Origin of the sequence: Bradyrhizobium sp. USDA 327, from assembly GCF_041262065.1 — a bacterium.
GTDB classification, from domain to species: domain Bacteria; phylum Pseudomonadota; class Alphaproteobacteria; order Rhizobiales; family Xanthobacteraceae; genus Bradyrhizobium; species Bradyrhizobium liaoningense.
Map to the genome: position 1 here is coordinate 5,146,466 of NZ_JBGCCW010000001.1, position 21,779 is coordinate 5,168,244.

The following is a 21,779-nucleotide window of genomic DNA, read 5'->3' on the forward strand; positions in this document are numbered from 1 at the left end:
ACTCTGGATGGCGCCAGCACAATGAACGGAGGGGCCGTCATGCCCGGGCTCGTCCCGGGCATCCACGTTCTTTGTGCTGCGTGGCAAGGCGTGGATGGCCGGGACAAGCCGGCCATGACGACGTGGAGGCTTGGACGCCCAGCGTGCACCGCCTTCGCGGGGCATGACAGCATCCGCGAAACGCATGGCCCAGCTAAAGTTGCCAAAATCCCCTGCTTGATTGTGATCGGCTTCAGCCCAAATCTTGTGTAAACTTCCGCAACGCACAAACCCGGAATCGAAAAGCCCAGATGGCCAATGCCTTCTTCTCCGACCTGCTCGCCACCATCTCCGAGCGCGGCCGCACGCTGCTTCGCCGCGGGGACTCCGCCGAAACCAGGCGGGACGCCGATGGGCTGATCGAGCTTTGCGATGCGTTGCTGTCGGGCCGGGGCGAAGCCTCCGGCACCGCGATTGCGCGTGAGGTGCTCGACATCTACCGGGAGTTGGATGCGGCAGGACGCCGCGCCTTCTTCGAGGGACTGGTGCGCGATTTCGGCCCCGATCGGGAGCGCCTGTCCAAGGCGATCGAGAAATGGCGCGCCAAGCCCAGCGACGAGGACGCGAGCTCGCTGCACTTCGCCTCCGAGCCGCGGCGGCAGGAGCTGATCCGCCGCCTCAACCGCGCGCCGGGCGGCACCGGCGATCTCGTCAACATGCGCGCCGACCTGCTCGGCATGATGAACGGGCACACAGATCTCGCCGCGCTCGACCGCGACGTCTCGCACCTTCTCTCTTCGTGGTTCAACAGGGGGTTTCTCGTGCTGCGCAGGATCGACTGGTCGACCCCGGCCAACATCCTCGAAAAGATCATCCGTTACGAAGCCGTGCATGAGATCAGCGACTGGGACGATCTGCGCCGCCGCATCGATCCGGTCGACCGCCGCTGCTACGCGTTCTTCCATCCTGCGATGGTCGACGAGCCCCTGATCTTCGTCGAGGTGGCGCTGACCGAGACGATGCCGGGCGCGATCGCGCCCTTGCTTGCGGTGGACCGCCAGCATCTGCCGATCGAGCGCGCGCGCACCGCCGTGTTCTATTCGATCTCCAATACCCAGCGCGGCCTTGGCGGCATCTCCTTCGGCAGCTTCCTGATCAAGCAGGTGGTGGAAGAGTTGCGCCGCGAGCTGCCGAAGCTCGACACTTTCGTGACGCTGTCGCCGGTGCCCGGCTTCATGGCTTGGGTGAAGCAGGACAAGGACCTGCCGCTATCGGACGAGGATCGCGAGGTGCTGAAGCGTCTCGACGAGCCCAAATGGTTCGAGAGCCCCGAGACGGCGGCGCTGCTGCGCAGCGTGCTGGAGCCGCTCGCAGCGCATTATTTCCTCAAGGCACGCACGCCGAAGGGCCGGCTGATCGATTCCGTCGCCCGCTTCCATCTCGGCAACGGCGCGAGACTCGAGCGCATCAACTGGCTCGGAGACCTCTCGCCGAAGGGCATGCGCGAGTCGGCTGGCATCATGGTCAACTACCTCTACCGCCTCGACGACATCGAGAAGAACCACGAGGCCTACGCCAATGACGGCGAGGTGGTCGCGTCGAGCGCCGTGAAGAAGCTGCTGAAGAGCGAAGGACGAAGGTTGCTGGACATGAGGCTGTCGTAGGGGCCTCAGACGACGCGCCAGAGACGGTGTCTTCGCCCGGCTTGACCGGGCGATCCAGTATTCCAGAGGCCGGTGTTGAAGAGCTCGTTCTCCCCACATCCGCCGCGGCGTACTGGATGCCCCGGTCAAGCCGGGGCATGACAGCGGAGGGTTTGGCGCGGCCTTCGTGCCCGCAGTACGCTCAGCCCCTACTCCGCCAGCGCCTTCATCTCCTTGTAGAGATCCGACTTGCCTTCGAAGCCGATGCCTAGCAGCTCCGGCATGGTGATGTGGCCGTTCTCGACGCGGACGCCGTCCGGGAAGCCGCCATAGGGCTGGAACAGGTCGGGATAGCTTTCGTTGCCGCCGAGACCGAGGCCGGCGGCTATGTTGAGCGACATCTGGTGACCGCCATGCGGGATGCAGCGGCTGGGTGACCAGCCGTGGGTCTTCAGGACCTCGAGCGTGCGCTGGTACTCGCACAGGCCATAGGACAGCGCGCAGTCGAATTGCAGCCAGTCGCGGTCGGGGCGCATGCCGCCGTAGCGGACGAGGTTGCGGGCGTCCTGGTGGCTGAAAAGGTTCTCGCCTGTCGCCATCGGGCGCGGATAGAATTCGGCGAGCGCGGCCTGCAGCGCATAGTCGAGGGGATCGCCGGCCTCCTCGTACCAGAACAGCGGATAGTCGCGCAGCATCTTGGCGTAGGCAATCGCCGTCTCCAGGTCGAAGCGGCCGTTGGCATCGACGGCGAGCTGCGCGTCCTTGCCGATCTCTTCCAGCACGGCCTCGATGCGCTTACGGTCTTCCTCGATCGGAGCGCCGCCGATCTTCATCTTCACGACGTTGTAGCCGCGATCGAGATAGCCGCGCATCTCGCCGCGCAGCATCGACAGGCCCTTGCCGGGATAGTAATAGCCACCGGCGGCATACACGAACACGCGCGGATCGGCGGTCACGCCGTGACGTTCGGCGAGCAGGCGAAACAGCGGCTTGCCGGCGATCTTCGCCACCGCATCCCACACCGCCATGTCGATGGTGCCGACCGCGACCGAGCGCTCGCCATGACCGCCCGGCTTCTCGTTGGTCATCATCGCGCCCCAGACCTTGTCGGGGTCGAGATTGTCGCCGGCCGCATCCAGCAGCGACTTCGGATCGGCTTCGAGGATGCGCGCGGCGAAGCGCTCGCGGATCAGGCCGCCCTGCCCGTAGCGGCCGTTGGAGTTGAAGCCGTAGCCGACGACGCGCTTGCCGTCGCGCACGACATCGGTGACGACGGCGACGAGGCTCGTCGTCATCCTGGTGAAGTCGATATAGGCGTTGCGGATCGGGGACGAGATCGGTTTCGTGATCTCGCGGACGTCGACGATGCGGACGGACATGGGGGTCTCATCTTTCTCTTGTCGTCATTCCGGGGCGATGCGCAGCATCGAACTATGGTGCGCTCGTGCGCACCTGAGAATCTCGAGATTCCGGATTCTCGCTTCGCGAGCCCCGGAATGACGGCTTTGCCGTCACTTCTTGTCCCTGAAATACGGCTCCACGGGCCCATGCACCTTGATGGTCAGCGGGTTGCCGTGACGGTCCTTGGCGTTGCCGGCGGTGACGCGGACCCAGCCTTCGCTGATGCAGTACTCCTCGACATTGGTCTTCTCGATGCCCTTGAAGCGAATGCCGACGTCGCGCGCCAGAATGTCCGCGTTGTAATAGGGGCTGTTCGGGTCGACCGACAGGCGGTCCGGAAATTCGTCGCTCATGATTGTCTCGCTCACAACAGGGTCTCGATTTGCTGCCGCAATCCTTCGGGCCGTGCGGTCGGCGCGTAGCGCGCGACCACCTTGCCGGCACGATCCACCAGAAATTTGGTGAAATTCCATTTGATGGAGGCGCCGAGAAGGCCGGATTGCTGATGTTTCAGGTACTCATAGAGAGGATGCGCCTTCGGCCCGTTGACGTCGATCTTCTCGAACAGGGGAAAGGTGACGTCGTAATTGGTCGAGCAGAACTCCTGGATCTCGCTCGCCCGCCCCGGCTCTTGCGCCCCGAACTGGTTGCAGGGAAAGCCGAGCACGGAGAAGCCGCGCGGCGAGAGATCACGGTAGAGATCCTCGAGGCCGCGATATTGCGGCGTGAAGCCGCATTTGCTCGCGGTGTTGACGATCAGCAGCACCTGCCCCTCGAAACGCCTCATGGGCACCTCCTCGCCGGCAAGCGAGTTGGCCTTGAAGTCGTAGATGGCGGTCATCGCTAGCCCACGGGATCGATCGGCGACGGCGGCACGCCGCCGGCCTCGATCGCTTCGCCCGCGAGCAGACAGAGGTCTTCGCGGTAGCGGCCGGAGACGATATGCACGCCGACGGGCGACTTGCCGACGAGGCCGGTGGAGACCACGAGGCCCGGCAATCCCATGAAGGGAATGGCGATCTGCGGCAGCTGCGCCTCCCAGACCCGCTTGAAGGATTCGTCGTCCTTGCAGTCGAGATGATCCGGGAACGGCAGCTCGCCGGAGACCGGCGTCAGCAGCACCGCATATTTCTCGAAGAACAGCATCCATTCGCGGGTCAGCGTGGCTCTTCGGGTCAGCGCCTTGGCGTAGTTCGCCTGGTTCATCGGCGTGACCCTGGCGCGGTTGCCGCGCAGGCAGGCCAGCGCACCGGGATCGCCCTCGCGCTCGGCCATCTCGAGCTGCGCATCAAAGCCGTCGCCGAGCCAGAGCTTGATCTGCCACTCCACGGCCTCGCGCATCGGCGGCGTGTCTTCGATGATGTCGACGGTCCAGCCGGCGCGTTCGAGGCGCTTGCCGGCGTCGCTCACCGCGGCCTTCACCTCCGGCGTGGTGGCAAGGCCGCCCGGGTTGAGGCAGAGCGCGGCGCGCTTGTCCCGCGCGGGGCCTTGCAGCGGCACCGGCACGAACCAGGGATCGCGAATGTCGCGGGCCGACATCGCCTCGAGCGAAATCCTGATGTCGTTGACGGTGCGCGCCAGCGGTCCCGACACCGCCATGATCTGCGGCCCGATCGGGCGCTCCGGCAGCGCCGGATTGAAGGCGGGAATACGGCCGAGCGTCGGGCGCAGGCCGTGCACGCCGCAGGCATAGGCGGGATAGCGGATCGAGCCGGCGATGTCGGTGCCGTGGGCGATGTGGCCGATGCCGGCCGCGACTGCCGAGCCGGCGCCGCCGGAGGAGCCGCCCGGCGTCAGCGCGGCGTCGCGGGGGTTCTTGGTATCGCCATGAATGAGATTGGTGGTGAACCAGCGGTAGGAGAAGGCCGGGCAATTGGTGCGGCCGAGCAGGACGGCGCCGGCCTTGCGGAAATTGGCGACCACCGGATTGTCCTCGCGCGCGATGACGTCGCGCTGGAGCTTCAGGCCGTTGGTGGTGGCAAAGCCTTCCTGGTCGACATTGGCCTTGATGGTGACGGGCACGCCGGCGAGCACACCGGGGTCCTCCCCCCGGGCGATGGCGGCATCGACGGCATCGGCCTGCCTGAGAACATCGTCCGGCCGGTGATCGATCACCGCGTTGAGCCGGGGATTGACGGCATCCAGGCGCGCGAGGCCGGCCTGCGCAGCCTCCCTGGCGGAGACCTTCCTGGATTTGACGAGGGTGGCGAGGTCGGCGGCCGACAGGCGCCAGAGATCTTGCATGGCTTGCTCCGTGTAATCGGCGTCTTTTAGCGCCGGGAACGCGGCAAAGCCATGCGGATTTCGCGGGGGTGAGGAGGTCACTCACCTCTCCCGTAGGGAGAGGTCGGAGCGCATCGAAGATGCGATCCGGGTGAGGGGTTGCGGTCTCTCGGTCTGGTGCGGCCCCTCACCCGGATTGCTTCGCAATCCGACCTCTCCCCGGCGGGGAGAGGTGAGCACCGCCCGCCCCCCAGCCATGGCTGACCCGCGGCTAATGCCTTGTCGCGGACTGGTCGGGGATGTCGAGCAGCGCCTCGGTGAAGGGAAACTCCAGCACGATCTCCCCATCATCGTCGGTCACCTCGATGACCGCCTCGAGCAGCGCCGGCTGTGCGCCCTCGGACTTCACCACCTCCAGGATCATCTGGCGGGCGACCTCCCAGGCGCGGTCGGGGTTGCGCAGGTCCTCGCCGTCGGGGTCAACGATCAGCTCGTCGCCGATACGGGTGTTGAAGAAGTATCTGGGCATATCGAGATCCAGTTGGTTCGCCTGTATCGGATTCAAAGCTGCACTGCACTCACAACAGCTTTATCAGGGCAGGGTTCGCGACCGAATGCGTCTGACGCAAGGCAGCGCTTCAGAAGTGAAGTTCCCCTAGCATTTTTCGCGGCGCAGCATGACCTTCTCGGGAAAATTTCACTGGCGAAGTTCTCCGCCAGCATTAGTCTAACGGGTGGGCGGATACGTCCCGAATTCGCGAATATGGAGAGCCGAAATGGCCTGGAAAGCCCCGAAGATCGTCGAAGTGCCCTGCGGCATGGAGATCAACATGTATGTGAGCGCCACCCGCAAGTAAGCGGTTGGTGAGATTGCGTTCCGCGCAGGTGGATCTTTCGGCCCGAACTCTTTCGGTCACGATACGTTTCCGGAAGACAGGATTTGTGTCGGCCTGAGATCCACCTCGCGACCTTACCTCCAGGAGACGGATCATGCTGCGCGTCGTCGTCCTGGGCGCCGGGGCCGGCGGCGGAGTTCCGCAATGGAATTGCGGCTGCGAAGGCTGCCGAGCGGCCCGTAGCGGCGGCCACGAGCTTCAAAGGACGCAAGCCTCGGTCGCCTTCAGCGGCGACGGCGAGCACTGGTTCCTGATCAACGCCTCCCCCGACCTGCGGCAGCAATTGAACGCCACGCCACAGCTGCACCCCAAGGCGGGCGCACTGCGTCACTCGCCGATTGCGGGTGTGATCCTGACCAACAGCGAAGTCGATGCGGTGGCGGGCCTGCTGTCGATGCGCGAGGGCTCGCCCTTTACGGTCTATGCGCATGAGAAGGTGCTGGCGATCCTTGCGAGCAACAGCATCTTCAACGTGCTGAACGAGAAGAACGTGCGGCGCCAGCCGATCACTCTCCGCGAGCCGTTCGAGCCCCGCCTGCCGGATGGCGCGCGCTCAGGCCTGGAGGTGCTGCCCTTCGCGGTGCCGGGCAAGTCGGCCTGGTATCTGGAAGGCAAGGCGCATCCGGGCGGCGAGAGCGGCGACGGCGACACGCTGGGCCTTGAGATCACCGACAAGGCGACGGGCAAGTGCTTCTACTTCATCGCGGCCTGTGCCGAGGTGACCGACGCGCTCAAGGCCCAGATCGACGGCGCCGCACTGGTGTTCTTCGACGGCACGGTCTGGCGCGACGACGAGATGATCAGGGCCGGCCTCGGCCACAAGACCGGCAAGAGCATGGGACATGTCGCCATGTCGGGCGACGACGGCGCCATCGCGCGGCTGGCCGACCTCAGTATCGACAGGAAGCTGTTTCTGCATATCAATAACTCGAATCCGGCGCTGCTGCCCGGCTCGCCCGAGCGCAAAGCCGCTGAGCAGGCGGGCTGGCAGATACCCGCGGATGGAACGGAGATCGTGCTGTGAACGCCGCATCACTGACTGGAATGACCGCGCTCTCGATCGGCAAGGACATCAGGCTCACCAGCGCCGATGAGCTCGAGGCGACGCTGCGCCATATCGGGGCGACGCGCTATCACAGCCTGCATCCGTTCCATAAGCTGCTGCATGGCGGCAAGCTGAACAAGGGCCAGGTGCAGGCCTGGGCGCTGAACCGCTACTATTACCAGAGCACGATCCCGATCAAGGACGCGGTGGTGATCTCGCGCTTCCGCGACCGCGCCACCCGCCTGGAATGGCGCCATCGCATCGAGGACCACGACGGCGATGTCGGCAGCGAAGGCGGCATCGAGCGCTGGCTGAAGCTGACCGAGGGACTCGGGCTCGACACCGCCTACGTGGAATCCACCGAAGGCATCCTGCCGGCGACGCGCTTCGCGGTGGAAGCCTATGTCCACTACTGCCGCGAGAAGAGCCCGTTGGAGGCGATCGCCTCCTCGCTCACCGAACTGTTCGCGCCAAGCATCCATGAGGAGCGCATCGCCGGCATGTTGCAGCATTACGATTTCGTCAATCCCGACATCATGAGCTACTTCAAGCGCCGCCTGACTCAGGCCCCGCGCGATGCCAATTTCGCGCTCGACTATGTCAAGACGCATGCGAGGACTCCAGAGGAGCGCGCCTCCGTCTGCAATGCGCTGATCTTCAAGACCAACGTGCTGTGGGTGCAGCTGGACGCACTCCAGCACGCCTATGTCGAGGGCCACATTCCGCCGGGCGCGTTCGTGCCCAAAGCGAGCTGAGGGACAAGAGCAATGGCCGGGCCGCGGAACATCAGCGTCAGCGAGGCAAGCCGCCCCGTGCTGCCGCGGCATGCCAAGCTGAAATATGACGAGACGCGAAAGGTCTGGGTGATCCTGGCGCCGGAACGGGTGCTGGCGCCCGACGAGATCGCGGTCGAGGTCCTGCAGCTCTGCGACGGCCAGCGCAATGTCGGCGAGGTCGCCGATCAGCTGGTCGCGAAATACGCCGCGCCGCGCGAGGCGATCCTGGCCGACGTCATCGTCATGCTGCAGGATCTCGCCGACAAGGGCTTTCTCACCGAGATCAGGGAGAAGACGTCATGAGCGACGTGACCATCCCGCCCAGCGACAGCCTCGCGGTGCTGGAGAAGCAGCGCTCGACGGCGGAGACCTTCGGCATCCCGCTCGCGGTGCTGCTCGAGATCACCCATCGCTGCCCGCTGCAATGCCCCTATTGCTCCAACCCGGTCGAGCTCGACCGTTCGGCCAAGGAGCTGACCACCGGGGAATGGAAGAAGGTGCTGAGCGAGCTCGCCGAGATCGGCGTGCTCCAGGTGCATTTCTCCGGCGGCGAGCCGACCGCGCGCAAGGACCTCGTCGAGCTGGTGAAGCACGCCAGCGACGCCGGCCTCTACACCAATCTGATCACCTCGGCCGTGCTGCTGACGCGCGAGAAGCTCAGCGAGCTCGCAGATGCCGGGCTCTGCCATGTACAGATCTCTTTCCAGGGCATCGAGGAAGGCCTCGCCGATCGCGTCGCCGGCTACAAAGGCGGACATCGCAAGAAGCTCGAAGTCGCGAAATGGACGCGCGAGCTCGATCTGCCGCTCACCGTGAACGCGGTGATGCATCGGCAGAACCTGCATCAGCTCCCTGACATCATCCAGATGGCGCTCGACCTCGACGCCGACCGGCTCGAGGTCGCCAACGTGCAATACTACGGCTGGGCGCTGAAGAACCGCGCCGCGCTGATGCCGACCGTGGCGCAGCTCGACGAGTGCACCCGCACCGTCGAGGAGGCACGCGAACGGCTGAAGGGCCGGCTGACGATCGACTACGTCGTGCCGGACTATTATGCGCTGCGGCCGAAGAAATGCATGGGCGGCTGGGGCCGGCAGTTCTTCAACATCTCGCCCGCCGGCAAGGTGCTGCCCTGCCACGCTGCCGAGAGCATCACCGGGCTCGACTTCGAATCGGTGCGCTCCAACCATTCGATCGCCTGGATCTGGCAGAACTCGGAGGCCTTCAACCGCTATCGCGGCACCGGCTGGATGAAGGAGCCGTGCAAAAGTTGCGAATTCCGCGAGATCGATTTCGGCGGCTGCCGCTGCCAGGCCTTCGCGCTGACGGGCGATGCAGCCAACACCGATCCGGCCTGCGCGCTGTCGCCGCTGCACGAGACCATCTTCAAGCAGGCCGAGCGCGAGGCCGAGGGCGAGACCAACCGTTTCCTCTATCGCAATTTCGCCGGCGGCACTCTGGAATCCGAGAATGATGCCTGACGCCGACGCGGCCAGTTCGGTCAGGCGTGCCGATCCCTTTGCGCCGCTGACCTCCGAGATGCTCGATGTCGGCGACGGCCATGAGCTCCATGTCGAGAGCGTCGGCCGCGCTGACGGAATCCCTGCGGTCTATCTGCATGGCGGCCCCGGCAGCGGCTGCCAGCCCGACCATCGCCGGCTGTTCGACCCCGATCGTTTCTGCGCCGTATTGTTCGACCAGCGCGGCTGCGGCCGCAGCCGGCCCAAGGGATCGCGCGAGCACAACACGACGGCGCATCTGGTCACGGACATGGAGAAGATCCGCGAGAAATTCGGCTTCGAGCGCTGGACGATGGTCGGCGGGTCCTGGGGCGCGACGCTGGCGCTGGCCTACGCCGAGGCGCATCCGGAGCGCGTCTCCGGCATTGCGCTGCGCGCAACCTTCCTCGGCACGCGGGCGGAGGTCGAGACGGCCTTCACCTCGCGCCTGTCGCAGTTCTATCCCGCGCTCTACGAGGATTTCCTGAGCGTGCTGACGCCCGAGGAGCGCGAGCAACCGGTGAGCGCCTATTGGCGCCGTATCCTCGATGCCGATCCTGCCGTGCACGGTCCCGCGGTGCGAGCCTGGCACGACGCTGAACGAACCTTGTCCGAGCACAAGCCGGCACGGACCCGGCTGGACCTCGCCGCGCTGAACGTCTGGCGCACGCTGCCAGCAACGCCTTTCATGGAGGCGCATTACTTCGTCAACGACAGCTTCATGAGCGAAGATCAGCTGTTGCGAAACGCGCATCGGCTCGCCGGCATTCCCGGCATCATCGTGCAGGGCCGCTATGACCTGCTATGTCCTCCCGGAACATCGCAGGCGCTCGCGAAAGTTTGGCCGAGTTCCGAGATTCGCGTCGTGGAAGAGGCCGGACATTCGCTCTATGATGGCGGCGTGAGGGATGCCGTCATGAAGTCGATCGCGGACCTCGCGTCGAAGGCCGCGCGCTAGCGCGCATAGCAGGATAACAAGAAAATGCCGCTCGCCGCGAAAGGCATGCTGCTGACGTCGATGAATATCGACGCAGCCGATGAGGCCGATTTCAACCGCTGGTACGATCGCGAGCATCTGGAAGAGCGCGTCGCGATCGAGGGGTTCCTCGAAGCGCGGCGCTATGTCGCGCATGCCGCCAATCCCAAATATCTCTGCCTGTATTCGACCGCGACGCTCGACGTGCTCGACAGCCCCGCCTACCGGGCGCGGCTCGCGAACCCGACCGACTGGTCGCGGCAGACCATGGCGCGCTTCAAGGACATGCTCCGCGTCGTCGCGCGCATCACCATCAGCAAGGGCACCGGACGCGGGGCTGCGCTCGGCGTGGTGCGGCTGCGGCCGACGCCCGACAATGCCGTGTTCTGGCGTGATGCGCTGCAGGACAGACTGATGCCGGAGACGCGCGACGGCATCATCTCCATGCATTTGCTCGAGAGCGAGCCGGAACTGTCGGGTGCAACGGCGGGAATTCCGGCGGCGCGCAACGAAGGCGCGCGCGACTGGTTCGTGCTGATCGACGGCACACATGTCGGCGCAGTCTCGGCTGTCATCGCCGAGCGCTTTACCGGTCCTGCGGCGGCGCCCTTCCCGCTTCCGATCTCGGTCGGCACCTACTGCCTGATGTGGGACCTCGCGAAGAGCGATATCGCGCACGGCTGAGGCAGTCATCCGCAACGCAACATATTGCACCGCACATGCTGCGCGGAGGGCGCTAATGCTGTGCGCGCGTGGCTCCCATGAAAGGCGATGATCGCGCAACTTTGCCGTTGTACTTCGGAACGGTTCTAATAAGCTAACCCAATGACGTCATTCAGAAACCGGATCGAGACGCATTAAGCGTCCACCAAGCTCAAGATAAAGGCCGCGGGGTCTTTGAGCCTGCGCGGACAGGGTAGGAATGAAACCGACCGATATCGCGGCCCCCGACTACTTTCACAAGGTGGTCGATTGCCAATGGGCCTGTCCTGCGCACACCCCCGTTCCCGAATACATTCGACTGATCGCACAAGGCCGCTACAGCGACGCCTACATGATCAATTGGAAGTCGAACGTGTTTCCCGGCATCCTGGGACGCACCTGCGACCGCCCGTGCGAGCCCGCGTGCCGGCGCGGACGCGTCGAGGAGACTCCGGTGGCAATCTGCCGCCTCAAGCGGGTCGCCGCGGACTTCAAGGACGACATCAGGCAGCGCCTGCCGCAGCCCGCGCCGAAGAACGGCAAGCGTGTTGCGCTGGTCGGCGGCGGTCCCGCGTCGCTGACGGTGGCGCGCGATCTCGTGCCGCTCGGCTATCACTGCACCGTGTTCGATGCCGATCCGGAAGCCGGCGGCATGATGCGCACGCAGATCCCGAAGTTCCGCCTGCCCAATTCGGTGATCGACGAGGAGACCGGCTACATCCTTGGTCTCGGCGTCGACTTCAAGGGCGGTCACCGCATCGACAGCATGAAATCGCTGCTGGCGGAGAAATACGACGCGATCTTCGTCGGCTCCGGCGCACCGCGCGGCCGCGAGCTCGACATTCCCGGCCGGGAGGAAGCCGCCGGCAACATCCATATCGGCATCGAATGGCTGGCCAACGTGTCGTTCGGCCATGTCGACAAGATCGGCAAGCGCGTGATCGTGCTCGGCGGCGGCAACACCGCGATGGATTGCTGCCGAACCGCGCGCCGCCTCGGCGGCGAGAAAGTCACGGTGATCGTGCGCTCCGGCTTCGAGGAGATGAAGGCCTCGCCGTGGGAGAAGGAGGACGCGATCCACGAGGATATTCCGATCCTCAACTACATGGTGCCGGTGGCATTCAAGCACGTCGCCGGCAAGCTCATCGGCGTCACCTTCCAGCACGTCAAAGCCGAATATGACGCCAAAGGCCGCCGTAACCTCGTGCCTTCGGGCGACCCCGATCAGACCATTCCCTGCGACGACGTGCTGGTCGCGGTCGGCCAGGAGAACGCCTTCCCCTGGATCGAGCAGGATTGCGGCATCGAGTTCGACAAATGGCACATGCCCAAGGTCGACCCCAAGACCTTCGCTTCGACCAACCCGAAAGTATTCTTCGGCGGCGACGCCGCATTCGGCCCGAAGAACATCATCTGGGCGGTCGCGCACGGCCATGACGCCGCGCTGTCGATCCACAAGATGCTGTCGGGCGAGGATATCAGCGAGCGTCCGCTGCCGGAGGTGCATGTCTCCTCGCAGAAGATGGGCATCCACGAATGGAGCTATGACAACGACATCTCGGTCGACAAGCGCTACAAGGTGCCGCATCGCGACAAGGTGGTCGCGCTCAAGGACATCCGCGCCGAGGTCGAGCTCGGCTATGACGTCAAGCTCGCGCTCGGCGAGGCGCACCGCTGCCTGAACTGCGACGTGCAGACGGTGTTCTCGACCTCGCTCTGCATCGAGTGCGATGCCTGCGTCGACATCTGCCCGATGGATTGCATCACCTTCACTGATAACGGCGAGGAAAGCGACCTGCGCCAGCGCCTGAAGGCGCCTTCACTGCATCCGGACCAGGATCTCTACGTCTCCGGCGACCTCAAGACCGGGCGGGTGATGGTCAAGGACGAGGACGTCTGCCTGCATTGCGGGCTGTGCGCCGAGCGCTGTCCCACCGGCGCCTGGGACATGCAGAAATATTTCATCGAGATGACCTACGCAGGTTCGACATGTCCGACAAAAAGCCGATCAGCAGCGTAAACGACTTCGTCGTCCGCTTCGCCAACGTCAACGGCTCGGGCTCGGCCAGCGCCAACGAGATGTTCGCGCGGGCCATCCTGCGCCACGGCGTTCCGGTGTCCCCGCGCAACATCTTCCCCTCCAACATCCAGGGCCTGCCGACCTGGTACGAGGTGCGGGTGACGGAAGCCGGCCATCTCGGCGCCCGCGGCGGCGTCGACATGATGGTGGCGATGAACCCGCAGACCTGGGACAAGGACGTCGCCGGCATCGAGCCCGGCGGCTATCTGTTCTACGATTCCACCAAGCCGATGCCGTCGACCAAATTCCGCGACGACATCACCGTGATCGGCGTGCCGCTCACCGCAATCACCAATTCGACCTACACCGATCCGCGCCAGCGCCAGCTGTTCAAGAACATCATCTATCTGGGCAGCCTCAGTGCGCTGCTCGACATGGACCCGAAGCTGATCGAGCAGCTGATCGGCGAGCAGTACAAGGGCAAGGAGAAGCTGCTCTCCTCCAACGTCCATGCGCTGCATCTCGGCCGCGACTGGGCGCTGCAGAACCTGAAATGCCCGATCGGGCTCAGGGTGAAGAAGTCCGACAAGGTCGGCGACCGCATCTTCATCGAAGGCAACAGCGCCGCCGCGCTCGGCGCGGTCTATGGCGGCGCCACGGTGTGCGCCTGGTACCCGATCACGCCGTCCTCGTCGGTGGCGGAGGCTTTCACCGCCCACTGCAAGAAGTACCGGCACGACCCGGAGACGGGCAAGGCGAAGTACGCGATCGTGCAGGGCGAGGACGAGCTGGCCTCGATCGGCATCGTCATCGGCGCGTCCTGGAACGGCGCCCGCGCCTTCACCGCGACCTCGGGCCCCGGCATCTCGCTCATGACGGAATTCATCGGCCTGTCATATTTCGCCGAGATCCCGGCCGTGATCATGAACATCCAGCGTGCCGGCCCCTCCACGGGCATGCCGACCCGCACCCAGCAATGCGACATCATCGCCTGCGCCTATGCCTCGCATGGCGACACCAAGCATGTGCTGCTGTTCCCGGAGGATCCCGCCGAGGCGTTCGAGTTCGCGGCAGCGGCGTTCGACCTCGCCGAACGGCTCCAGACCACGATCTTCCTGATGCTCGATCTCGACATCGGCATGAACCACCGGCTCTGCCGTCCGCTGAAGTGGGACGACGCCCGGCAATACGACCGCGGCAAGATCATGACCGCACAGATGCTGGAGGAGGGCCGCGACTTCGGCCGCTATCTCGACGTCGACGGCGACGGCATTCCCTACCGCACCTATCCCGGCACCCATCCGACCAAGGGCTCCTACTTCACCCGCGGCACCTCGCGTGATCGCTATGCGCGTTACTCCGAGGAAGGCACGGTCTACGCCGACAACATGCAGCGCCTTGTGCGCAAGTTCGAGACCGCGCAGGACCTGGTGCCGCGGCCCCTGCAGGCCAATGCGGAACGTCCGACCAAATATGGCGTGATCTATTTCGGCTCGACTTCGCCGGCGATGGACGAGGCGATCGGGTTGCTCGAGGCGCGCGGGCATCAGCTCGACCGCCTGCGCATCCGCGCCTTCCCGTTCCATTCGAGCGTCGCGAGCTTCCTCGCCGAGCACGACTTCGTCTACGTGGTCGAGCAGAACCGCGACAGCCAGCTCCGCCAGCTGATCGTCAACGAGAACGGCATCGATCCGGTGCGGCTCGTGCCGATCGTGCATTACGACGGCACGCCGATCACCGCCCGCTTCATCGCAAAAGCCATTGGCGACCACCAGGATCACCTCAAGGTGACCCCGCTCCGCAAGGCAGTATCATGATTTGCGCGTCACTCTCTCCGTCGTCATGCCTGGGCAAAGCCGTCCGAAGGACGGCGTCGCTTCCGCTCGCCTATGCCCGGGCATCCACGCGTTTCTTCTTCCTGGCCAAGACGTGGATGGCCGGGACAAGCCCGGCCATGACGCCGCGGAAGCTTCAGGTGCTCGCATGACCTACATTGCCAAGCCGAAATTCCATCACCCCGGGCTGAAGAAGAACGAGCTCGGCTACACGCATCGCGACTACGAGGGCAAGATCTCGACGCTGTGCGCCGGCTGCGGCCACGATTCGATCACGGCCTCGATCATCGAGGCCTGCTACGAGCTCTCGATCGAGCCGCACCGGGTGGCAAAGATCTCCGGCATCGGCTGCTCGTCGAAGACGCCGGACTATTTCCTCGGAAATTCGCACGGCTTCAATTCCGTGCACGGCCGCATGCCCAGCGTGCTGACCGGCGCCAACCTCGCCAACCGCGACCTGATCTATCTCGGCGTCTCCGGCGACGGCGATTCCGCCTCGATCGGCTTCGGCCAGTTCGCGCATTCGATCCGACGCGGCGTCAACATGACCTATATTGTCGAGAACAACGGCGTATACGGCCTGACCAAGGGCCAGTTCTCGGCGACCGCCGACCGCGGCTCGAAGAGCAAGAAGGGTGTGATCAACACCGACAATGCGATCGACCTCGTCGCGATCGCCCTGCAACTCGGCGCCACCTTCGTCGCGCGCTCGTTCTCCGGCGACAAGACCCAGCTGGTGCCGCTGATCGCGGCCGCGATCCGCCACAAGGGCGCGTCCTTCATCGACGTCATCAGCCCCTGCATCGCCTTCAACAATCACGCCGGCTCGACCAAGAGTTTCGATTATGTCCGCGAGCACAACGACGCGGTGAACCGGCTCGACGTGCTGGTCGGCCGCGATCCGATCGCCGTCGATTACGCGCCGGGCACGGTGCAGGTGGTCGAGCAGCACGACGGCAGCAAGATTGCGCTGCGCAAGATCGATGCCGACTACGATCCACACGACCGTCTGGGGGCGATGACCTTCCTGCAGAAGCACGCCGCCAAGGGCCAGATCGTCACCGGCCTACTCTATGTCGATCCCGACGCCGAAGACCTGCACGAGCATCTCAACACGGTCGAGACGCCGCTCAACAGCCTGGAGGCGGACACGCTGTGCCCGGGCTCGGCGGCGCTGGACAAGTTCAACGCCAGCCTGCGGTGATCATCGGCGCCGGACCGGACCGGGCTGCCTGACTCGCACGGTGATCTTGTCGGACACGACGGGCGGTTCGAACGGATAGTGCTTCGCATCGCCGAGCACCAGCTGCAGCGTGTGCGTGCCGGGCGGAAGCTCGAGAAAAGTCTCGGTCTGCCCTGCTCCGAAATGCAGGTGGGACTTGTCCTGCGGGATCGGCTCCTTGGGATCGATGGGATCCTTGACGTCGACCAGCAGATGATGATGACCGGCGTTCTGGTAGTCATCGCCGGCATGCGTCACGCCCATGTTGCGCAGGCCGAACCGGACCCAGAACCCACCACGGATCTTCTGCCCGTCCTGCGGGGTGATGAAATAGAGCTTTGCGTCTTTGGGAGCGGTCTTGCCCTGAGAGTAGGCCGCGCCCGGCAACAATGCGAGCGCCGCCGCCAGCGCGGCGCAGCAAATGATCTTCATCAAACCTACTCCAGCTCGAAAAGCGCGATGCGATCAGGAAGAATCGTCATCGTGGTTTGGGTTATTGTTTGAGCATGATCCTTTCGGAAAACCGCTGCACGCCTTTCCGGATCATGCGTCAGGGACTGAGCGCGATCCGGAATCCATGCGTGGGATAACGGACATTGGTATCGTAGCCATCGCGATTGGACGGCCGCACGTATCTCGAATCGTTCTTCCAGGAGCCCGAGCGCAGGACGTGCGATGAGCAGTCGCCGCTCGTCCATGCCGAACCGTCGACCGGCGCACCCTGATAGTTCTTGTGCCAGCAGTCCTCGACCCACTGATCGATGCCGCCGCCCATGTCGTGGAGTCCGAATGGATTGGGCTTGAAGCTGCCGACCTTCGCCGGCTGCTCGGCGGCGAGGTCGCCGCAGTCCTTGCATCCGGCCATGCCCGGCTGGAGCTTGTCGCCCCACCAATACTTGGTCTGCGTTCCGCCGCGGGCCGCGTATTCCCATTCGGCCTCGCTTGGGAGCCGATACTGCTTCTTCGTCGCCTGCGACAGAAAGGCGGCATATTGCTGCGCGTCAGTCCAGCTCACGTTGCTGACCGGCGCATCGTCCTTGCCGGTCGCGGTGAAACCACACGCGCCCGCAGCCGCGCATTCGTTCCACTCCCGCACGGTCACCGGATATTTTCCGATCGAGAACGGCTTGACCGTGACCTGGTGGACGGGACGCTCGGTCGGATCATCATTGCTTCCCATCGCGAAACTGCCGCCGCGAATGGCGATCATTTCGGGCTCGCGTAGCGGCGTCGCGGACGCGCTCGGCGCCGGTGCGGGCGATGAAGGCGCCGAAGCCAAGGAGGGAGATGGTTGCGGCGCCTGCGTCGCCGCTTCGCGCGGCGGAGCTTGCGGGACCGGGGATGGCGCCGGAGAAGCGGCGGGCGTTGCGACCTGCTCGCCCACCTTGCCCTGAGGCTGTGCCAGCAAATACCAGAGTGCGCCGGCGGCAATGACGAGCAGCGTGATGCCAAGGAGAAAGATCAGCGTGTTCTCGCGCCGGCTTCTTGTCTTGCCAACGGCATCTGCATCCGGCAGCACGCGATAGACGCGCACGGGATCGGTGATGTTCTTGACCTTGCGGTCTCCGAGCGACTCATAGCCGCACACGACCTTGTGCTTGATCTGTTCATAGATCGCGCCGGAGATGTAGACCTGCCCCGGCTCCGCGATGCCCTCGATGCGCGTGGCGATGTTGACACCGTCACCATAGATGTCGTCCGGCTCCACGATGACATCGCCGAGATTGACGCCGATCCGATATTCGAGCCGGGAATGCTTGGGAAGCGAGGCGTTGCGGCCGATGAGATTCTGCTGGATGACGATGCTGCATCGAACGGCCTCCACGGGACTGTCGAAGATGGCGATGAAGCCGTCGCCGGTCGTCTTCACCAGGCTTCCATGGTGCTCGATGATGCTGGGCTGGATGAGGTCTCGCTCGATCCGCTTGACGCGAACATGCGTGCCTTCCTCGTCGGCCTGCATCAACCGACTGTAGGAGGCGATGTCACCGACGATGATCGCGGCGAGTCGACGAGGCACTCCGCTGTGTGGCGGCGGCTCATCCTGATTTCCGGATCTGAAGTTGCGAATTTCGCCCATGCGGGGGGACTCCAGAAACTTGCGAGGCAGTCCCAGCTTACGACGGCCAAAGGCAGCCGTCTGTGAAGGCTATCACATTGACGAACCGAGACAATGTCCCAGCGATCGCCGGCGTCGGGTTCCAAAGAACCAGGGCGCTACATCCGTTGAACCTTCTTGATCGCAGCAATGACTAAGGCCCCGACGAAGGGCTACTGGCCCGTGCCCCCTGCACGCTGCTCACACGCGCGACGTGCGAACGTTGAACGCAGTGCATCTGCCGGGCGTCTAACGGACAGCAGTTCTGTTGTGCTGCGGTAAAGTCGTCACCCGCCCGAGGCCGTCATGAAGCTCTCCCTCGTTGCTGCCCTGGCTTTCGCTGCCCTGACCGGCGTCGCCCACGCGGATGAGGCCGACAACGTCCGGGAGACCACAAAGGCCGAAGCCGACGCCTTCAATGCGCGGCTCTATGCGGAGATGCCCGGCACCAAGTCCTATGCCTGCTTCGTGCGTCGTTACGATGCCGAGCATCTGGCCCGGCATCCCAAGCAGAAGGTGGCTTCCATGAAGCTGCTGATCTCGGCGGAAATCGACAAGGAGGACAAGCAGCTGCACAATTCCTTCCGCCTGGGCTTTCGCTATCGCCATCGCTCCGGCGATTTCGACTCCAGCGGCTCGTGTGGCAGCCACGCGGTGCTTCTCAGCCAGGGAGACGAGGTCCGCCTGGGCTGCGGCGTGGACTGCGAAGGCGGCGGGATCGAAGTGGCGCTGTCCAAGGACAACAAGTCCGCCATCATCCGCCTCGAGCGGATCAGGGTCTGGCAGAACAACAAGCCGGACGACGACGCCGAGCAATCGCTGGTCGCCGGCGCCGACGACAAGATCTTCCGTCTCGACCGCACCGACAACAGCGAATGCACCTCGCTCGTGACTGACCGCAAGGAACTCGCCGCATTGCGGCACAAGTGATATCTGTCGCGCGAGCTCAGTCCAGCCGAAGGAGATCGCCATGAACCGACGGAACATCTTGTGGAGCGCCGTCTCGGCCCTGGGCGCGGCGCTGGGCGCCTCCAGCGCGAAAGCTGCGACGGAAGCCGGCACGGGCAACAAGCTGAAGGTCGTCTATCATCTCAACGATGCCGAGAAGGTCAATTTCGTGCTCGGCAACATCCAGAACCACATCGATGGCGTCGGTGGTCCCGAGCACGTGACCCTCGCGCTGGTGATCCACGGGCCGGCGCTGAAAGCGTTTCACTCGGCGCAGGCCAATCCCGATGTCAGCAAACGCGTCGGCGCGTTCTCCAAGGACGGCGTCGAGCTCGCCGCCTGCGGCAACACCATGAAGGCGCAGAACGTGACGCTGAAGGAGCTGCTGCCTGGCTTCGTCAGCGCGGAGAACGGCGGCGTGGTCCGCCTCGCAGAGCTGCAGTCGCAGGGGTATCTGTATTTGCGGCCGTAAGGCACTGCACTTGCCACGAGAGAGGTGCGCTCCCTCCCCCGCCTGCGGGGGAGGGTTGGGGAGAGGGTGTCTCGGCGATGGGACAATCCCCGAGAGGAAAGAGCCCTCACCCGGCGCACGGGACGATGCTGCGCATCGCCCGGGCGCGCCGACCTCTCCCGCAAGCGGGAGAGGTAAGAGGAGCCCGCGCGGATGCCTTTCGCTTCAAAGCTACCAGCGCGGCCAATCTCACTTGACTTACCCATAACTCCACAGTTATGAATTAATCTATAACTTCCCGGTTATGGATCCCGCATGTCCGCCACCCACGACCTCCTGTTCAGGACGCTCGCCGATCCGACCCGGCGGGCGATCTTCGAGCGGCTGTGCCGCGAGGGCGAGCAGACCGTCGGGGCACTGACGGCGCGATCCGGCGTGTCCCAGCCGGCCGTGTCGAAACATCTCGGCGCCTTGAAGCAGGCTGGCCTGGTGCGCGACCGCCACGAGGGACGCCAGACCCATTACAGCGCGCGGCCCGGCGCGCTCAATCCGCTGATCGACTGGACCGGCCAGATGGCCGGCTTCTGGCAGAACCGGCTCGACGCGCTCGACGATCTCCTGAAGAGGATGGACCAATGACCGAAACCGCGACCGAAAAGCGTTCAGTCGTCATCGAGCGCGAGTTTGCCTATCCGGCTGAACGGATCTGGCGCGCGCTGACGCAGCCGCATCTGATCGAGGAATGGCTGATGAAGAACGACTTCAAGCCGACCGTCGGTCATCGCTTCAACCTGCGCGGCGAATGGGGCGGCGTGCTGGATTGCGAGGTGCTCACCATCGACCCGCAGAAGATGCTCGCCTACACCTGGAATTTCTCGCATGAGGACGCCGCGTTCGACCTCAAGAGCGTTGTGACCTTCACGCTGACGCCGACGAACGCCGGCACGCATTTGCGCGTCGAGCAGGCGGGCTTCAGCCCGACGCAGAAGCAGGCTTTCGGCGGCGCGCATGCCGGCTGGAAGCAGTTTCTGGCCAGGCTGGACGACGTGCTGGCGCGGGCAGGCTAGCTCCGCCGGCGCCAGCTTCAATTAGTTTCGAGGGAGGACCCAATGAGCACGCATATGTGGATTCGGCAGATTCATCGCTGGCTGTCGATGGCCTTCACCCTCGCGGTCATCGCCAACATCGTGGCGATGATCATGCAGGTCCAGGCCGTGTGGATCGGCTTCCTCGCGCTCGTGCCGCTCATCCCGCTGCTTGCGACCGGGCTGTATCTGTTCGCGCTGCCCTATGTCCGCCGCGGCACCGCGTGAGCGAGGCGGGATGATGAAGACGACGAAGAAGATTGGCGCGAAGGACGCGAATGCGGCTCCGCCTTCCAAGATGATCGACGGCCGGATCAAGGAGCTCGGCGACTGGCGCGGCGAGATGCTGGGGCGCATCCGCGGCCTGATCAGGGAGGCCGACCCTGATGTGGTCGAAGAGTGGAAATGGCGCGGCGTTCCCGTGTGGGAGCACGACGGCATCATCTGCACCGGCGAAACCTACAAGGAAGTGGTGAAGCTGACCTTTGCCAAGGGCGCGGCGCTGGAGGATCCGTCAGGCCTGTTCAACTCCAGCCTCGACGGAAATGTGCGCCGCGCGATCGATATTCGCGAAGGCGAGACCATCAACGAGAAGGCGTTGAAGGCGCTGATCCGCGCCGCGGTGAAGCTGAATACGTCCAAGAAGAAGACGGCCAAGCGCTCGGCCTAAAGCGCGATGCGATTAGGATGAATCGTCATCGCGCTTTAGGTTGTCGTTCAAGCATGATCTTTTCGGAAAACCCGCTGCGCACTTTTCCGGATCATGCTTTGGGCGCGATGGGTCCACCTAATCTCTTGAGCCGCCCCGCAGGCTCCACCTCTCTCGCTTGCGGGAGAGGTCGGCGTGCCCGGGCGATGCGCAGCATCGTCCCGTGCGCCGGGTGAGGGTTCTCTCCTCTGGGGGACTCCCACCGCGGAGACACCCTCTCCCCAGCCCTCCCCCGCAAGCGCAGGGCTATCGCATGTGAGGTGTGAGTTGT

At 64.5% G+C, this 21,779-nt stretch carries 24 protein-coding genes; 17 read left to right on the top strand and 7 right to left on the bottom strand.

The annotated features are described in order from the left end of the window. The first annotated feature begins 290 nt into the window (after positions 1–290). Positions 291–1,643, top strand: coding sequence for a malonyl-CoA decarboxylase (locus ABIA42_RS24230; RefSeq protein ID WP_370120429.1), 1,353 nt, complete (start codon positions 291–293; stop codon positions 1,641–1,643). Positions 1,644–1,831: 188 nt separating this feature from the next. Here the strand turns inward: ABIA42_RS24230 and tarD are convergent, their stop codons facing one another. The 5 genes from tarD to ABIA42_RS24255 form a co-directional block, all read right to left on the bottom strand. Beyond that, a complete protein-coding gene (gene tarD, locus ABIA42_RS24235) occupies positions 1,832–3,001 on the bottom strand; it encodes a D(-)-tartrate dehydratase (RefSeq protein ID WP_370120426.1) in 1,170 nt (389 codons plus the stop codon). 132 nt (positions 3,002–3,133) lie between these two features. Beyond that, positions 3,134–3,376 carry a DUF3297 family protein gene (locus ABIA42_RS24240; RefSeq protein ID WP_029674077.1) on the bottom strand — a complete coding sequence of 81 codons (243 nt, stop codon included), beginning with the start codon at positions 3,374–3,376 and terminating at the stop codon, positions 3,134–3,136. An 11-nt stretch (positions 3,377–3,387) separates the two neighbouring features. Beyond that, positions 3,388–3,864: a glutathione peroxidase gene (locus tag ABIA42_RS24245; protein ID WP_370120422.1), complete on the bottom strand. Its 477-nt coding sequence runs from the start codon at positions 3,862–3,864 to the stop codon at positions 3,388–3,390. 2 nt (positions 3,865–3,866) lie between these two features. Beyond that, entirely contained in the window at positions 3,867–5,267 is a 1,401-nt protein-coding gene (locus tag ABIA42_RS24250; protein ID WP_370120419.1) for an amidase family protein, read from the bottom strand. 250 nt (positions 5,268–5,517) lie between these two features. Further along, positions 5,518–5,775, bottom strand: a complete 258-nt coding sequence (locus ABIA42_RS24255) for a hypothetical protein (protein WP_028177529.1) — start codon at positions 5,773–5,775, stop codon at positions 5,518–5,520. Between the two features lie 247 nt (positions 5,776–6,022). Between ABIA42_RS24255 and pqqA the strand changes: the two genes are divergently transcribed. The 10 genes from pqqA (at position 6,023) to ABIA42_RS24305 (ending at position 16,199) form a co-directional block, all read left to right on the top strand. Beyond that, a complete protein-coding gene (pqqA, locus tag ABIA42_RS24260) occupies positions 6,023–6,103 on the top strand; it encodes a pyrroloquinoline quinone precursor peptide PqqA (RefSeq protein WP_007595659.1) in 81 nt (26 codons plus the stop codon). A gap of 133 nt (positions 6,104–6,236) precedes the next feature. Then, entirely contained in the window at positions 6,237–7,166 is a 930-nt protein-coding gene (gene pqqB / locus ABIA42_RS24265) for a pyrroloquinoline quinone biosynthesis protein PqqB (RefSeq protein WP_370120415.1), read from the top strand. A 20-nt stretch (positions 7,167–7,186) separates the two neighbouring features. Next, the gene (pqqC, locus tag ABIA42_RS24270) at positions 7,187–7,942 is read left to right on the top strand and encodes a pyrroloquinoline-quinone synthase PqqC (RefSeq protein ID WP_370123948.1); all 756 of its coding nucleotides are present in this window, start codon (positions 7,187–7,189) and stop codon (positions 7,940–7,942) included. Positions 7,943–7,954: 12 nt separating this feature from the next. After that, complete coding sequence (gene pqqD / locus ABIA42_RS24275; RefSeq protein ID WP_370120412.1) at positions 7,955–8,266, top strand: pyrroloquinoline quinone biosynthesis peptide chaperone PqqD; 312 nt, start codon at positions 7,955–7,957, stop codon at positions 8,264–8,266. After that, on the top strand, positions 8,263–9,444 hold the full coding sequence (gene pqqE / locus ABIA42_RS24280) for a pyrroloquinoline quinone biosynthesis protein PqqE (RefSeq protein WP_370120409.1): 1,182 nt from the start codon (positions 8,263–8,265) through the stop codon (positions 9,442–9,444). The genes pqqD and pqqE overlap by 4 nt, the downstream gene beginning before the upstream one ends. Further along, positions 9,434–10,420, top strand: coding sequence for a prolyl aminopeptidase (pip, locus tag ABIA42_RS24285; protein WP_370120406.1), 987 nt, complete (start codon positions 9,434–9,436; stop codon positions 10,418–10,420). Before pqqE ends, pip begins: the two co-directional genes overlap by 11 nt. Before the next feature lie 24 nt (positions 10,421–10,444). Beyond that, positions 10,445–11,122, top strand: a complete 678-nt coding sequence (locus ABIA42_RS24290; RefSeq protein WP_370120403.1) for a hypothetical protein — start codon at positions 10,445–10,447, stop codon at positions 11,120–11,122. A 238-nt stretch (positions 11,123–11,360) separates the two neighbouring features. Then, positions 11,361–13,160, top strand: coding sequence for an FAD-dependent oxidoreductase (locus tag ABIA42_RS24295; protein WP_370120400.1), 1,800 nt, complete (start codon positions 11,361–11,363; stop codon positions 13,158–13,160). Next, positions 13,130–14,977, top strand: a complete 1,848-nt coding sequence (locus tag ABIA42_RS24300; RefSeq protein ID WP_028177521.1) for a 2-oxoacid:acceptor oxidoreductase subunit alpha — start codon at positions 13,130–13,132, stop codon at positions 14,975–14,977. Before ABIA42_RS24295 ends, ABIA42_RS24300 begins: the two co-directional genes overlap by 31 nt. A 166-nt stretch (positions 14,978–15,143) precedes the next feature. Then, complete coding sequence (locus ABIA42_RS24305; protein ID WP_271531003.1) at positions 15,144–16,199, top strand: 2-oxoacid:ferredoxin oxidoreductase subunit beta; 1,056 nt, start codon at positions 15,144–15,146, stop codon at positions 16,197–16,199. Here ABIA42_RS24305 and ABIA42_RS24310 read toward each other — a convergent pair whose 3' ends face one another. Beyond that, positions 16,200–16,649, bottom strand: a complete 450-nt coding sequence (locus ABIA42_RS24310; RefSeq protein ID WP_271531004.1) for a DUF4399 domain-containing protein — start codon at positions 16,647–16,649, stop codon at positions 16,200–16,202. It lies immediately after the preceding gene. Between the two features lie 118 nt (positions 16,650–16,767). After that, the gene (locus ABIA42_RS24315) at positions 16,768–18,297 is read right to left on the bottom strand and encodes an SUMF1/EgtB/PvdO family nonheme iron enzyme (protein ID WP_370120395.1); all 1,530 of its coding nucleotides are present in this window, start codon (positions 18,295–18,297) and stop codon (positions 16,768–16,770) included. Between the two features lie 324 nt (positions 18,298–18,621). On the opposite strand from ABIA42_RS24315, the gene ABIA42_RS24320 reads away from it, so the two are divergent. The 6 genes from ABIA42_RS24320 to ABIA42_RS24345 all read left to right on the top strand — a co-directional run bounded on the left by ABIA42_RS24320 (position 18,622) and on the right by ABIA42_RS24345 (position 21,469). After that, a complete protein-coding gene (locus tag ABIA42_RS24320; RefSeq protein WP_370120393.1) occupies positions 18,622–19,245 on the top strand; it encodes a hypothetical protein in 624 nt (207 codons plus the stop codon). A 40-nt stretch (positions 19,246–19,285) separates the two neighbouring features. Beyond that, positions 19,286–19,735 carry a DsrE family protein gene (locus ABIA42_RS24325; RefSeq protein WP_370120390.1) on the top strand — a complete coding sequence of 150 codons (450 nt, stop codon included), beginning with the start codon at positions 19,286–19,288 and terminating at the stop codon, positions 19,733–19,735. A 294-nt stretch (positions 19,736–20,029) separates the two neighbouring features. Further along, positions 20,030–20,353, top strand: coding sequence for a helix-turn-helix transcriptional regulator (locus tag ABIA42_RS24330; protein ID WP_028177515.1), 324 nt, complete (start codon positions 20,030–20,032; stop codon positions 20,351–20,353). Next, on the top strand, positions 20,350–20,781 hold the full coding sequence (locus ABIA42_RS24335; protein ID WP_370120386.1) for an SRPBCC domain-containing protein: 432 nt from the start codon (positions 20,350–20,352) through the stop codon (positions 20,779–20,781). The genes ABIA42_RS24330 and ABIA42_RS24335 overlap by 4 nt, the downstream gene beginning before the upstream one ends. 42 nt (positions 20,782–20,823) lie before the next feature. Beyond that, positions 20,824–21,027 (top strand): hypothetical protein, encoded by a 204-nt coding sequence (locus ABIA42_RS24340; RefSeq protein ID WP_271531009.1) that lies wholly within the window; start codon positions 20,824–20,826, stop codon positions 21,025–21,027. 10 nt (positions 21,028–21,037) lie between these two features. Next, positions 21,038–21,469, top strand: coding sequence for a DUF1801 domain-containing protein (locus ABIA42_RS24345; protein WP_370120382.1), 432 nt, complete (start codon positions 21,038–21,040; stop codon positions 21,467–21,469). Positions 21,470–21,779 lie beyond the last annotated feature (310 nt).

What these genes read in the sequence shown, in the direction of transcription:
- ABIA42_RS24230 (WP_370120429.1), top strand. Translation starts at nt 291, where the DNA reads ATGGCCAATGCCTTCTTCTCCGACCTGCTCGCCACCATCTCCGAGCGC.
- tarD (WP_370120426.1), bottom strand. Translation starts at nt 3,001, where the DNA reads ATGTCCGTCCGCATCGTCGACGTCCGCGAGATCACGAAACCGATCTCG.
- ABIA42_RS24240 (WP_029674077.1), bottom strand. Translation starts at nt 3,376, where the DNA reads ATGAGCGACGAATTTCCGGACCGCCTGTCGGTCGACCCGAACAGCCCC.
- ABIA42_RS24245 (WP_370120422.1), bottom strand. Translation starts at nt 3,864, where the DNA reads ATGACCGCCATCTACGACTTCAAGGCCAACTCGCTTGCCGGCGAGGAG.
- ABIA42_RS24250 (WP_370120419.1), bottom strand. Translation starts at nt 5,267, where the DNA reads ATGCAAGATCTCTGGCGCCTGTCGGCCGCCGACCTCGCCACCCTCGTC.
- ABIA42_RS24255 (WP_028177529.1), bottom strand. Translation starts at nt 5,775, where the DNA reads ATGCCCAGATACTTCTTCAACACCCGTATCGGCGACGAGCTGATCGTT.
- pqqA (WP_007595659.1), top strand. Translation starts at nt 6,023, where the DNA reads ATGGCCTGGAAAGCCCCGAAGATCGTCGAAGTGCCCTGCGGCATGGAG.
- pqqB (WP_370120415.1), top strand. Translation starts at nt 6,237, where the DNA reads ATGCTGCGCGTCGTCGTCCTGGGCGCCGGGGCCGGCGGCGGAGTTCCG.
- pqqC (WP_370123948.1), top strand. Translation starts at nt 7,187, where the DNA reads ATGACCGCGCTCTCGATCGGCAAGGACATCAGGCTCACCAGCGCCGAT.
- pqqD (WP_370120412.1), top strand. Translation starts at nt 7,955, where the DNA reads ATGGCCGGGCCGCGGAACATCAGCGTCAGCGAGGCAAGCCGCCCCGTG.
- pqqE (WP_370120409.1), top strand. Translation starts at nt 8,263, where the DNA reads ATGAGCGACGTGACCATCCCGCCCAGCGACAGCCTCGCGGTGCTGGAG.
- pip (WP_370120406.1), top strand. Translation starts at nt 9,434, where the DNA reads ATGATGCCTGACGCCGACGCGGCCAGTTCGGTCAGGCGTGCCGATCCC.
- ABIA42_RS24290 (WP_370120403.1), top strand. Translation starts at nt 10,445, where the DNA reads ATGCCGCTCGCCGCGAAAGGCATGCTGCTGACGTCGATGAATATCGAC.
- ABIA42_RS24295 (WP_370120400.1), top strand. Translation starts at nt 11,361, where the DNA reads ATGAAACCGACCGATATCGCGGCCCCCGACTACTTTCACAAGGTGGTC.
- ABIA42_RS24300 (WP_028177521.1), top strand. Translation starts at nt 13,130, where the DNA reads ATGTCCGACAAAAAGCCGATCAGCAGCGTAAACGACTTCGTCGTCCGC.
- ABIA42_RS24305 (WP_271531003.1), top strand. Translation starts at nt 15,144, where the DNA reads ATGACCTACATTGCCAAGCCGAAATTCCATCACCCCGGGCTGAAGAAG.
- ABIA42_RS24310 (WP_271531004.1), bottom strand. Translation starts at nt 16,649, where the DNA reads ATGAAGATCATTTGCTGCGCCGCGCTGGCGGCGGCGCTCGCATTGTTG.
- ABIA42_RS24315 (WP_370120395.1), bottom strand. Translation starts at nt 18,297, where the DNA reads ATGGGCGAAATTCGCAACTTCAGATCCGGAAATCAGGATGAGCCGCCG.
- ABIA42_RS24320 (WP_370120393.1), top strand. Translation starts at nt 18,622, where the DNA reads ATGAAGCTCTCCCTCGTTGCTGCCCTGGCTTTCGCTGCCCTGACCGGC.
- ABIA42_RS24325 (WP_370120390.1), top strand. Translation starts at nt 19,286, where the DNA reads ATGAACCGACGGAACATCTTGTGGAGCGCCGTCTCGGCCCTGGGCGCG.
- ABIA42_RS24330 (WP_028177515.1), top strand. Translation starts at nt 20,030, where the DNA reads ATGTCCGCCACCCACGACCTCCTGTTCAGGACGCTCGCCGATCCGACC.
- ABIA42_RS24335 (WP_370120386.1), top strand. Translation starts at nt 20,350, where the DNA reads ATGACCGAAACCGCGACCGAAAAGCGTTCAGTCGTCATCGAGCGCGAG.
- ABIA42_RS24340 (WP_271531009.1), top strand. Translation starts at nt 20,824, where the DNA reads ATGAGCACGCATATGTGGATTCGGCAGATTCATCGCTGGCTGTCGATG.
- ABIA42_RS24345 (WP_370120382.1), top strand. Translation starts at nt 21,038, where the DNA reads ATGATGAAGACGACGAAGAAGATTGGCGCGAAGGACGCGAATGCGGCT.